The organism is Massilia niastensis DSM 21313, from assembly GCF_000382345.1.
Lineage (GTDB): Bacteria > Pseudomonadota > Gammaproteobacteria > Burkholderiales > Burkholderiaceae_D > Telluria > Telluria niastensis.
Genome location: NZ_KB908110.1, coordinates 58,874 through 71,596 on the forward strand (window position 1 = coordinate 58,874; position 12,723 = coordinate 71,596).

Here is a 12,723-nt window from a genome sequence, read left to right on the forward strand (position 1 = left end):
CGCACTGAATGAAATTCTCAAGGTCAAGCCTTTCGTCATCGATAGCGAGTACTGTACCGGCAATGCCATTGCTTGATTAGCCGCTATAATTGGAAAGCCCTTATTAGCAGCTCTAATGAATAATGAGAGAAAACCTCAACGACCTGACAGCATTCGTCACGGTAGCCCGCGAAGGCAGTTTTACGCGGGCGGCGGCACAGCTCGGCGTTTCGCAATCTGCGCTGAGCCAGACGATCCGTGCTCTGGAAGAGCGCCTGGGACTGCGTTTGCTGACGCGCACAACCCGGCGGGTTGCGCCAACCGATGCGGGCGAACGCCTGCTGGCGGCAATCGGCCCACGGCTCGATGGTATCGAGGAGGATCTCGCCGCACTGAGCGACCTGCGAGACAAGCCGGCAGGCAACATACGACTCACCGCTTCCGAACATGCAGCCAGTTCGATACTGCTGCCGCGGCTGGCGGCACTACTGCCCAGCTACCCGGACATCAAGATCGAAATCAATACCGACTACCGGATGGTCGACATTGTCGAACAACGTTTCGATGCGGGAGTGCGGCTTGGCGAGCACCTGCAAAAGGACATGATTGCGGTACGCATTGGACCGGATGTGCGGATGGCGGTCGTTGGCGCGCCAGGCTATTTCGCCGGGCGGCCGGCCCCCGACAAACCGCAGGACCTGACCGCCCACGACTGCATCAACGTGCGCCTCCCCACCCATGGAGGCTTGCTGCCCTGGGATTTCAAGAAAGGGACGCGTGAGCTGAACGTGCGTGTCGAGGGACAAATGACCTTCAACGGATTCCCGCAAGTGGTCGACGCCGCACTGGCCGGGATGGGGCTGGCATTCGTGCTGGAGGATGTCGTCAGGCGGCATATCGAAGATGGCAGGCTGGTGCGCGTGCTGGAAGACTGGTGCGAGGAGTTCCCTGGCTATCACCTGTATTATCCGAGCAGGCGACAGCCGTCGCCGGCGTTTGCACTCGTGGTGGATACGCTACGTTACCGCAGCTGACAGTCGTCCGCGGGGCGAAGTGACGAGCACCGCAGAGCCCGGAAACCATGACAATTCCCTGCTGACCGCGCCATGCACCTCAAAGAGGAGGAGCAGGCGGCGAACGATCAGTTTACGCCTCGTTGCTCGCGTTCGAAGACGCCGCTCCCGGTACTGGACATCCGAGCCGAAGCGCTACCGGATGGCTTGCGCCATCCGGTTCGATGGCGTAGATGACGCCGTGCCCTTGACACGCCGCCGCGGTGTGTCGTCTTTGCGGTGGACGCTGCGCCAGCCGCCGGCGGTCTATGCTGCGGCATGCGGGAGGCCGCTGAAAATAGCGAATACGAGGAGACTGTTATGGAATTTGTGCAGAGAATGGACCGTGCCTTGAGGGAGACGTATTGCGCGCTCCCGGTGTTGCCCGACCCCCTTATCGATATCGCCGGCGCCCGCCGCGCCATGCTCGAGATGTTCGCCGTCGCGCGGACCGGACAGCAGCCCAGCGAGGCAGTCCTCACGGAAGACCGGCGCATCACCGGTCCAGCCGGCGCGCCCGAGGTGCCGATCCGTGTCTACCGTCCGCGCCACGCCAGTGGCGCGCTGCCGGCGCTGCTTTGGATCCATGGCGGCGGCTTCACGCTCGGCCTGCCCGCGCAGGACGACCTGTTTTGCGAGCAGATCGTCGAGACCCTCGGCGCCGTCGTCGTGTCGGTCGATTACCGCCTGGCGCCGGAGCATCCATTCCCGGCCGGGACGCAGGATTGCTACGCGGCGCTCGCCTGGCTGCTTACGCAGGCGCCGGCGCTCGGCGTCGACACCAGGCGCATCGCGGTGGGCGGCGCCAGCGCCGGTGGCGGCCTGGCGGCCGGACTGGCGCTCATGGCGCGCGACCGGAATGAGTTTCCGCTGGCATTTCAGTTTCTGCTGTGTCCCTGTATCGACGACCGCCATGTCACGGCCTCGAGCCATGAAGTGAACGACGATCGCACCTGGAGCCGCGCCAAATCGCTGCAGGCGTGGCGGGCGTATCTCGGCGAGCGCGATCACGGCGATGGCTTGCCTTACGCGGCGGCCGCACGCGCGTCCGATCTGCGGGGATTGCCGCCGACGTACCTGATGGTCGGCGGGCTGGACCTGGTGCGCGATGAAATCGTCGCCTACGGGGCGCGCCTGATCGAGGCCGGCGTGACGACCGAGCTGCACGTCTGGCCGGGCGGCTTTCATGGCTTCGAGCTGTTCGTGCCGGACGCGCCGATCAGCCAGGCGGCGCGCGCCGGCTACCTGAATGCTCTCGAACGGGCCCTGGGCGCGTGAACGCCGGACGACGGCGCACAGCACGCTGACGGATCTGCCGTCTTCGATGCGGTAGCCGATGCATTGATCCACCATCACCGGCAGGGCATGGGCGGCGACTGGCCGCGGCCCGGCCCGGACGGCGTCCCGGCAATGGACGCCGCCACATGCCACCGGCCGACGACGGCACGCCGGCCCTCCTGCGCGCGTCGATCTTCAGCGACGGCCCGCCCGTCGATCACACCTCCTGTACCTTCCCCGCGGCCAGTCGGTCCTCCATGAAGCAGTGTTGTAAACGGCTCGCGGCGCCGGCGCCGCCGGTTGTCATCTCTCGGGATGACAGATGCCGACGACATCCAACGGTAATCTCGATGACATCACCAATTCAGCAAGAGATTGGAGCGGCTGAAGAGAAGAAACCGCCACGGCATCGCGTGTGCGGTACCCCAGAAAGAATGGAGACGATAGATGAAAAAACGTTGCGGCTTCAAACCGCTTGGCCGCCGGACCGCCTTGTCGGCCGCGCTGCTGGCGCTGGCGGCCAGCCAGAACGGCCTTGCCGGGGAACTGGTCAATAACGACAGCTACACGGTACGCTGGGATAACACGCTGAAGTACAGCGTCGGCAAGCGCGTCAGCGGCCCCGATCCTGCGATCCTGGCCAACCCGAATACGAACGACGGCGACTACTCGTTCGCCCGCGGCGACCTGGTCACCAACCGCGCCGACATCCTGTCCGAATTCGATGTCGTCCTGAAGGACAAGGCCAACACCGGCGTCAGCATCAGCGCGGCGGCCTGGTATGACCGTGTCTACAACCGTGCGCACCGCCCGATACCGCTGGACCAGCTCAATTCCTGGTCGGTGCCGAACGACCAGTTCACCCGCCATGTCCGTGACGTGAACGGCCGCCGCGTCGAGCTGCTGAACGCCTTCGTGCACAGCGGGTTCGACATCGGCGAACACAACCTGTCGTTCCGCCTCGGGCGTCACACGCTGCTGTGGGGCGAAAGCCTGCTGCTGGCGACGAACGGGATCGCCGCAGGCATGGGGCCGGTCGATGCGATGAAGGCCCTGAGCCTGCCGGGCGCGACGACCAAGGAAATCTTCATGCCGGTGAACCAGCTGTCGCTGGCATTCTCGCTGACGCCGCAATGGGACATCGCCGCCTACCACCAGTTCGAGTACCGCGAAACGCGCGTGCCGGGACCGGGCAGCTACTTCTCCACCGGCGACATGGTCTTCCAGGGCGGCGAGCGCATCATCGCGGCGCAGGGGCTTCCCTTCGGGAATATCTACATCGAGCGGGGCGCCGACATCAAGGCGCCCGACAGCAGGGGGCAGTGGGGCATCGCGGCGAAATACCGCGACGCCGAAGCCGGCCGCGATTTCGGCTTCTACTACCTGCGCTACGCCGACAAGACGCCGCAGGTCTATACCCAGATCACGGCCGCCCCCGGCGGCGTGAGCGGCTTCATCGCGGGCGGCGCCACCATCGGCAGCTACTTCTTCCTGTATCCGCAAAAGATCGAACTGGCCGGCGCCAGCTTCGCCACCCTGGTGGGCGACGCCAATGTGTCCGGCGAGATCTCGGTGCGCCGCAACCTGCCGCTGATGAGCGTGAACCTGAACGTCGCCCCGGGCGCCATCGCCGTCAACGGCAGCGGCAACTTCCTGCATGCGGTGGGCGACACGCTGCATGCGCAGGTGTCCTGGATCAAGACCTTCGGCCCGAGCGGACTGTGGGACGCGGCGGAATTCGTCGGCGAGATCGGCGGCCACCGCCTGATGAAGGTCACCCGCAACGACGCCTTCCTCGACACCACGCGCGTGCGCAAGGCCTTCGGCACCGGCATGACCTTCGAACCGAAGTGGTACCAGCCGCTGCCGGGCATGGACCTGACGTTGCCCATCAACGTCAGCTGGAATTTCTCCGGCCCCTCGGTGGTGGACCCGGCTTTTGCCGGCGGCGCGGCGCACGGCGGCTCGGTCTCGGCCGGCCTCAAGTTCACCTACCAGGGCAAATGGCGTGGCGGCGTGAACTACACGCGCTACACGGCCAGGGACGGCGCCAGTCCTTACCTCGACCGCGACTATGTCGCTGCCAATGTCAGCTACTCGTTCTAAAGGAAACGCATCATGAACCACACCCACCGCATCCTTGCCGGACTGGCCGCAAGCTTTTCCGTCGCCGCAACTTCCGCCCTGGCGGCCGTCACGCCGCAGGAAGCCGAACAACTGAAATCGACGCTGACGCCGATGGGCGCGGAGAGGGCCGGCAACAAGGAAGGCACGATCCCCGCGTGGAGCGGCAAGACGGTCGAGGCCAAGGCCAGCGAAGCGCGCCTGCCGCCGGCCATCTTCGCCGATGAGAAGCCGCTGCTGGCGATCAAGGCAGACAACATCGACAAGTACGCCGACAAGCTGGCCGAGGGCACCAAGTACCTGTTGAAGAACTATCCCGGCTTCCGCCTCGACGTCTATCCGACCCATCGCACCGCGACCGCGCCGCAGTACGTCTACGACAATACCTACTTCAATGCCACCAACACCAGGCTCGACGGCGAGACGATGACCACCGCGCCGCATTACAAGGGCGGCGTGCCGTTCCCGATCCCGAAGACCGGCCTGGAGGCGATCTTCAACACCTTGTGGACCTGGCGCGGCTCGGACCGGCAGATGACGGCCGATACCTGGTTCGTCTCCTCGTCCGGCAAGCGCTCCCTGTCGGTCAGCAACATCCTGAAGGAGTCCAACCCCTATTACTACACGGGTGGACGCAAGGACGCATGGGGAGGCAAGCTGCGCGGTACAGGCCTGGTGGAACTGACGGCGCCTGCCTATTCGGCGGGAGAGAAGACCCTGATCCTGGGCCCGACGGACCCGATCAGCCAGGACACCAACGGCTGGACCTTCCTCACCGGGCAGCGCCGCCTGCGCAAGATCCCGAGCGTGCAGTACGACGTGCCTTTCCCCTATACGTCCGGCGTGACCAACTACGACGACGCCTACGGGTTCAACGGCGCCACCGATCGCTACGACTGGAAACTGGTGGGCAAGAAGGAGATCTATATTCCCTACAACAATAACAACTTCGCCCGCGTGACCGATCTCGAGAAAGTGGTTGGGCCGCAATACGTGAACCCCGACCATGTGCGCTGGGAGCTGCACCGCGTCTGGGTGGTCGACGCGACCCTGAAATCGGGCGCCCGCCACACCGTGCCCAAGCGCCGCTTCTACCTGGACGAGGACACCTGGAATGTCGTGATCAGCGACCAATGGGATGCCAAGGGCCAGTTCTGGAAGAACATCAACCTGCTGACCTTCGTGTTCCCGGACGAGCCGGTGGCCATGGTTGTCACCAACCTGATCTACAACGTGCAGTCCAAGGCGTACACGGTGCAGAACGCGATCAACGCCGCGCCGGGCGGAGTCACCTTCAAGCAGTTGCCGGCGGACTCCTTCACGACGCAGGCGCTCGAGCGCTCCGGCGTGCGCTGAACCGGGCCGTCGCCATGAACATGGATCGGATCCCTATGCGGTTCTCCCTGGCCCGGGCCTGCCTGGCGGCGGCGTGCGCCGCGCTGCTTCCGGCCCTGCCGGGGGCGGCCATCGCGGCCACCGCCGCCGTGCCGGACAGGCCGGCCAGCCTCTCCGGTCCCGCCGTCGTGCTGGCGCGGGCCGCCCGGCCGGCGGCGATGCCGGAGCGGGCCAGCCTGCTGTCGGTGGCGCGCGCCGGCCGCCGGCTGGTCGCGGTCGGCGAGCACGGCGTGGTCGCCCTGTCCGACGACAACGGCGCTGTCTGGCGCAATGCCCGCGCGGTGCCGGTCGACGTGACGCTGACCGTGGTGCGCTTCGTCAACGAGAAGACGGGGTGGGCCGTCGGCCATATCGGCGTGGTGCTGCGCACCGACGACGGCGGCGAGACCTGGGTCAAGCAGATGGATGGCCTGGCAATGGACGGCTCCGGCGAAGCGCCCGACCGTCCGCTGCTGGAATTGCTGGTCGCGAACGAGCGGCACCTCGTCGCCGTCGGCGCCTACAACCTGGCGATCGAATCGCAGGATGGCGGCGCCACCTGGCGCAATATCGCCGGCCGGTTTTCCAACGACGGCGGCTTCCATCTCTACGGGCTGGTGGCGGCGGGGGAGGGCCTGGTGGCCGTGGGCGAGCAGGGCCTGCTGCTGAAATCGGCGGCGGCCGGCGCGCCCTTGTCGGCCGTGGCTTTCCCGTACAAGGGCAGCCTGTTCGGCGCGATCGCGCCGGCGCCGGGGTCGATGCTGGTCTACGGCCTGAAGGGCAACGCCTACCTCAGCAACGACAAGGGCGCGAGCTGGCGGGCGGCCGACGTCGGCGGCAGCACGGCCACCTTCAACTGCGCGCTGCGCCTGCGCGACGGCCGCGTGGCGCTGTGCGACCAGGCGGGCCGCGTATTCATCAGCGACGACGGCGGCCAGCACTTCGCGCGCCTCGATTTCGAGTGGGGCGCGCCGCTGACGGCGATGGCGGAAAGCGCCGATGGCGACCTGCTGCTGGCCAGCCTGGGCGGCATGGCAAAGATCAACAAGGACAAGCTCGCGCGCGCAGCGCGGGGCAAGGGAGGCGGCCATGGCCGGTGATATCAAGATGGGCCGGGAGGCGATGGACGCGCGCACTTTCGATCCGCGTTCCGGCAACTGGCTGGAACGGCTGCTGTTCAACCACCGCGCGCTGGTGATCCTGTTCTGCGTGCTGGTGACGGCCGGCCTGGCCTGGCAAATTCCGGCGATCCGGCTGAACGCCAGTTTCGACCGCATGACCCCGCAGGATCACGCCTTCATCCAGCAGTTCAAGGAACACCAGGCGGACCTGGCGGGGCAGGGCAACGTGTTGCGTATCGTCGTCGAACACAGGAAGGGGAGCATTCTCGATCGCGGCTACCTGCAGACGCTCCAGAAGATCAACGATGAAGTGTATCTGGTCGGCGGGGTCGACCGGCCCTTCATGTTATCGCTATGGACGCCGACCATGCGGTGGATAGGCATCACCGAAGTCGGGATCGACGCCGGACAGGTCATCGACGAAACCTACGACGGTTCGCCGGAGAGCCTGGCCCGCTTGCGCCTCAATATCGAGCGCTCCGGCGAGGTCGGACGCATCGTCGCGCCGGACTTCAGATCCAGCATGCTGGTCGTTCCGCTGCTCGACTTCGACACGGAAACCGGAAAACCGCTCGATTACGCCGAATTCTCGGAAAAGATCGAAAACATCCGTACGAAGTACCAAAGCGAGGACATCACGATTCGTGTGGTCGGCTTCGCCCAGGTCGCGGGCGACCTGATCGATGGCCTGGGCCAGGTGGCGCTGTTCTTCCTTCTTGCCATGGGCATCGCCACCGTGGTCGTGTACTGGTACACCCGATGCGTGCGCAGCACCGGAATCGTCATGTTCTGCTCGACCGTTGCCGTGCTCTGGCTGCTCGGAACGCTGCCCCTGCTCCAGTTCGAACTCGATCCCTACAGCATCCTGGTACCGTTCCTGGTCTTCGCGATCGGCATCAGCCACGGTGCGCAGAAAATGAACGGCGTGATGCAGGACATCGGCCGCGGATTCCCGAAAGAGGTGGCCGCCCGCTATACCTTCAGGCGGCTGTTCCTGGCCGGGTTCGCCGCGCTGGTGTGCGACGCGGTCGGATTCGCGGTCCTCATGCTGATCAAGATTTCGGTGATCCAGCAGCTGGCCCTGACCGCCAGTATAGGCGTCGCGTTCCTGGTGTTTACCAACCTGATCCTGCTGCCGGTCATGCTCAGCTTCAGCGGCGTCAACCCGGCCGCGGCGGCGCGCACCCTGCGTGGCGAGCACCAGGAACAGTCGGCGATCGAGCACCACCCCTTATGGGCATTTTTCCACCGGTTCACGACGCCAAGGGCAGCAGGCGCCGCCATCGCGGTCGCCCTGCTGGCAGGCGCCGCGGGCTTCTGGGTCAGCCTGGGACTGAAAACCGGCGACCTCGACCCTGGCGCGCCCGAACTGCGCCCGGACTCGCGCTACAACCAGGACAGCGCCTATGTCGCTGCCCATTACGCAAACAGCAGCGACGTCTTCATTGTCATGGTCACCTCGCCGGCTGAACAGTGCATGAGCTACGACCTGCAACAGAAGATCGATGCCCTGGAATGGGAGCTGCGTCAGCTGCCGGGTGTCGTAGCGACCGATTCCTTTGCTTCGTTCAACAAGGGGATGACCGGGCAGTTCACCGAAGGTAATCCAAAGTGGTTCGCTCTCGTACCCAACCAGCAGTTGCTGAACGGCTTCGTGAAGAACGCGCCGCGTAGCCTGGTGAATCAGCCGTGCAGCCTGAGCATGTTGCGGATATTCCTGTCGGATCATAAGGCGGAAACGCTGGATCGCGTCTCTGCGACGGTGGCCGCCTATGCCAGGAAACACGATACGGCCGACAGCAAGTTCCTGATGGCCGCGGGGAATGCCGGCATCGAGGCGGCGACCAACGAAGTGGTCAGGAAGGCAAGCCGGGAAATGCTGTACTGGGTCTACGGCGCGGTGTGCCTGCTCTGCTTCGTCACTTTCCGTTCGTGGCGGGCGGTGCTGTGCGCGGTGCTGCCGCTGGTGTTGACGTCGGTACTTGCCGAAGCCCTGATGGTCAAGCTGGGGATCGGCGTCAAGGTCGCGACGCTGCCTGTCATCGCGCTCGGCGTGGGCATCGGGGTCGACTACGCCCTGTATGTGCTGAGTATCGTGCTGGACCATATGCGGCGGGGGGCAAGCCTCGCCAGGGCCTACGCGGAGGCCCTGCACTTTACCGGGCAGGTGGTGCTGATGACCGGTGTGACGCTGGCCCTTGGCGTCGCTACCTGGGTATTGTCGCCGATTAAATTCCAGGCCGATATGGGAATCCTGCTGGCGTTCTGTTTTCTCGCGAACATGCTGGGGGCATTGATCCTGCTGCCCAGCCTTGCGGTGTTCTTGCTGAAGCCGTCGCGCGCTCAGCTCATCGAACCCCAGAACAACCGTGTAACGCCCACGCCCGCAGTGACCCAGAGCGTCTAATACCCTTTACCGCAACAGAGAGCGAAACCATGACTGAAACCCAGAACCCACCGCTGTTGAAGCTGGAAATGATCGGCGCCGTTGCGTGCATCACGATCTGCCGTCCCGCCAAGCGCAATGCCCTCAGCGACAGCCTGGTCGCCGCGCTGCACGAGACCTTCCAGAACCTGCCGGCCGAAGCCGGCGCCGCCGTGCTGACCGGCGAGGGCAGCGCGTTCTGCGCCGGACTCGACCTGTCGGAGGTACCTGACAACGACACGACCGGCGTTGTCATGCACTCCCGCATGTGGCATGCCGCCTTTGAACGGATCGCCTACGGCCGCGTGCCGGTGGTGGTGGTCCTGCACGGCGCGGTGGTCGGCGGCGGCCTCGAGCTGGCCAGCGCCTGCCATATCCGGGTCGCCGAACCGTCGGCGTTCTATGCGCTGCCGGAAGGCTCGCGCGGCCTGTTCGTCGGCGGCGGCGGCTCGGTGCGCATCTCGCGCCTGATCGGCGTGGCGGCGATGACCGACCTGATGCTGACCGGCCGCGTGCTGTCGGCACAGGAAGGCCACGCCGCCGGCGTCAGCCAGTACCTGGTGGGCGAGGGCGAGGGCCTGGACAAGGCCCTGGGCCTGGCGGCGCGCATCGCGGCGAATGCCCCGATGACGAACTACGGCGTCATGCACGTGCTGCCGCGGATCGCCGACCAGTCGATCCAGGACGGCATGATGACCGAGGCGCTGATGGCGGCGGTGGCCGCCAGCGACCCCGACACCCGCGGACGGCTCGCCGCCTTCCTTGATGCGAAAGCCAACAAGGTAGGTATGGCCACCTGACAGGTGAACGACCGCGGCCGGTGAAGAAGTGCGGCAACAGCATTCGGCTGCGGGATGACAGAATGAACGGAGATAAGAGCATGGAAGCAAACGTCCGCTACCGCCCGGTGGCATTCGGAGACGACGCGGTGCAGGTCCGCGAGGCCAATGGCGCCACCTACGTGACGGCCGTCGCGCCGCTCGGCGGCTACGCCGTGCGCAGCGTCGACCGCCTGCGCCAGTGGGCGATGGAAGCGCCGGATCGCAGCTTCATCGCCAGGCGCGGCCCCGACGGCGCATGGCGCCACATCACCTATGCCCAGGCGCTGCAGAGCGCACGTGCGATCGGCCAGGCGCTGCTCGAGCGCGGCCTGTCCGCCGAGCGCCCGGTCGTGATCCTGTCGGGTAACGACCTCGAACACGCCATGTTGGGCCTGGCCTGCCAGTACGTCGGCGTACCCTACGCCCCGATCTCTCCCGCGTATTCGCTGGTGTCGAAGGACTACGACAAGCTGCGCCATATCGTGGACCTGCTCAAGCCCGGCCTGGTGTTCGCGGCCGACGGCGCGGCCTTCGGCCGTGCGATGGCGGCGGTGTGCGGCCCGGAGGTGGAATTCGTCGTCACCGAAGGCATGCCGGCGGAGCGCGAGGCGACCCTGTTCTCGGCCCTGGAGCGCACCGAACCCACGCTTGCTGTCGACGAGGCGATGCAGGCCACCGGCCCGGACACGATCGCCAAGTTCCTGTTCACCTCCGGCTCGACCAAGCTGCCGAAGGCGGTCGTGAACACCCAGCGCATGTTGTGCAGCAATATGCAGATGCTGGTGCAGGCCTGGCCCTTCCTGCTGGAGGAACCGCCGGTGCTGCTCGACTGGCTGCCCTGGAACCACACTTTTGGGGGCAACAAGGACGTCAACATGGTGCTGTTCAACGGCGGCACCCTGTACATCGACGACGGCAAGCCGACCCCGCAGGGGATCGCGACCACGATCGCCAACTTGCGCGAGATCGCGCCGACCGTCTACTTCAACGTGCCGAAGGGCTGGGACGACGTGGCGACGGCGCTGCAGACCGACGCAGCCCTGCGTGACAAGTTCTACAGCCGCCTCAAGCTGCAGTTCTATGCCGGCGCCGCGCTGGCGCAGCCGGTGTGGGACAAGCTGCATGCCAGCGCCGAAGCCAGCTGCGGCGAACGGATCCGGATGACCACCGGCCTGGGCATGACCGAGACGGCGCCCTGCGCGCTGTTCGTGATGCGCGAGGAAGTGCATGCCGGCGAACTGGGCGTGCCCATGCCGGGCGTCGAGGTCAAGCTGGCGCCGTGCGGGGACAAGATCGAGGTTCGCTACCGCGGCCCCAGCGTCACGCCCGGCTACTGGAAGTCGCCCGGGGAAACCGCCGCCATGTTCGACGAGGAGGGCTTCTTCTGTTCGGGCGACGCCGTCAAGTGGCTCGACCCGGAGCAGCCGCGTCTCGGCTTCGTGTTCGACGGCCGGGTGGCCGAGGACTTCAAACTCTACACCGGCACCTGGGTCAGCGTCGGACCGCTGCGCGGCAGGGTGATGCACGAAGGCGCACCCTATGTACAGGATTCGGTGGTGACCGGCCACGACCGCGCCGACGTCGGCCTCTTGATGATTCCGAACCTGGCGCAGTGCCGTGCGCTCTCCAGCCTTCCCCCCGAGGCAACGGACAGCGAGGTGCTGGCCTCGAGCGCAGTCCGCGACTACTTCCAGCAACTCGTTGACCGGCTCTACCGGCAGGGCACGGGCAGCGCGACCCGCGTGGTGCGCGCGCTCCTGCTGGCCGCACCGCTGTCGATCGACCGCGGCGAAATCACCGACAAGGGCTCGATCAACCAGCGCGCGGTGCTGACCCACCGCGCAGCCCTCGTCGAGCTGCTCCATGCGGGACAGGATCCCGCCATCTTCCACGCTTCCACGGACTGAGACAGCATATGGCAAAGGGTTTTTATGCAGGCTTCGACGACGTCTGGCTGCTGGACGGCGTACGCACGCCGATGGCCGACTACTGCGGCGTCTTCGCCGACATCTCGCCGACCGACATGGGCATCAAGGTGGCGCGCGAGATCCTGGCGCGCACCGGGGCGGCGCCCGGCGAGATCGGTTCCGTCATCACCGGCAACATGGCGCCGGGCGACTACTTCCAGTACCTGATCTCGCGCCATATCGGCATGTATGCGGGCGTGCCGCAGGACGTCCCCTCGCTGAACGTGCAGCGCATCTGCGGCACCGGCTTCGAGCTGTTGCGCCAGGCCGGCGACCAGATCGCCCGCGGCTATACCGACACCGCGCTGGTGGTGGGCACCGAGTCGATGACGCGCAACCCGATCGCCGCCTTCAACCACCGCAGCGGCTTCAGGCTGGGCGCCCCGGTCGAGTTCAAGGACTACCTGTGGGAAGCGCTGTACGACCCGGCCGCCCACGTCACCATGCCGCAGACCGCCGAGAACCTGGCGAAGAAATACGGCATCACCCGCGCCGAGGTCGACCAGTACGCGGCGCTGTCCTTCGAGCGCGCGCTGAAGGCGCAGGCGGACGGCTTCCTCGCCGGCGAGATCGTCCCGGTGC

At 66.0% G+C, this 12,723-nt stretch carries 9 protein-coding genes; all 9 read left to right on the plus strand.

Annotated elements, in window-relative coordinates; all coding sequences use genetic code 11:
* Positions 1 to 122: 122 nt before the first annotated feature.
* A complete protein-coding gene (locus H162_RS0119220) occupies positions 123 to 1,013 on the plus strand; it encodes a LysR substrate-binding domain-containing protein (protein WP_020655120.1) in 891 nt (296 codons plus the stop codon).
* Between the two features lie 396 nt (positions 1,014 to 1,409).
* A complete protein-coding gene (locus tag H162_RS0119225) occupies positions 1,410 to 2,309 on the plus strand; it encodes an alpha/beta hydrolase (protein ID WP_371846850.1) in 900 nt (299 codons plus the stop codon).
* Between the two features lie 447 nt (positions 2,310 to 2,756).
* Positions 2,757 to 4,415 carry a DUF1302 domain-containing protein gene (locus tag H162_RS31305; RefSeq protein WP_020655122.1) on the plus strand — a complete coding sequence of 553 codons (1,659 nt, stop codon included), beginning with the start codon at positions 2,757 to 2,759 and terminating at the stop codon, positions 4,413 to 4,415.
* 12 nt (positions 4,416 to 4,427) lie between these two features.
* Positions 4,428 to 5,789, plus strand: a complete 1,362-nt coding sequence (locus tag H162_RS0119235; RefSeq protein ID WP_020655123.1) for a DUF1329 domain-containing protein — start codon at positions 4,428 to 4,430, stop codon at positions 5,787 to 5,789.
* A 35-nt stretch (positions 5,790 to 5,824) separates the two neighbouring features.
* Positions 5,825 to 6,907 (plus strand): WD40/YVTN/BNR-like repeat-containing protein, encoded by a 1,083-nt coding sequence (locus tag H162_RS0119240; RefSeq protein WP_020655124.1) that lies wholly within the window; start codon positions 5,825 to 5,827, stop codon positions 6,905 to 6,907.
* A complete protein-coding gene (locus H162_RS31310) occupies positions 6,897 to 9,335 on the plus strand; it encodes an efflux RND transporter permease subunit (protein ID WP_020655125.1) in 2,439 nt (812 codons plus the stop codon). Before H162_RS0119240 ends, H162_RS31310 begins: the two co-directional genes overlap by 11 nt.
* 29 nt (positions 9,336 to 9,364) lie before the next feature.
* Positions 9,365 to 10,153 (plus strand): crotonase/enoyl-CoA hydratase family protein, encoded by a 789-nt coding sequence (locus H162_RS0119250; RefSeq protein WP_026354846.1) that lies wholly within the window; start codon positions 9,365 to 9,367, stop codon positions 10,151 to 10,153.
* A gap of 80 nt (positions 10,154 to 10,233) precedes the next feature.
* On the plus strand, positions 10,234 to 12,081 hold the full coding sequence (locus H162_RS0119255) for a feruloyl-CoA synthase (RefSeq protein ID WP_020655127.1): 1,848 nt from the start codon (positions 10,234 to 10,236) through the stop codon (positions 12,079 to 12,081).
* Positions 12,082 to 12,089: 8 nt separating this feature from the next.
* Positions 12,090 to 12,723: thiolase family protein (locus tag H162_RS0119260; protein WP_020655128.1), on the plus strand; the 634-nt coding region annotated here is incomplete at its 3' end.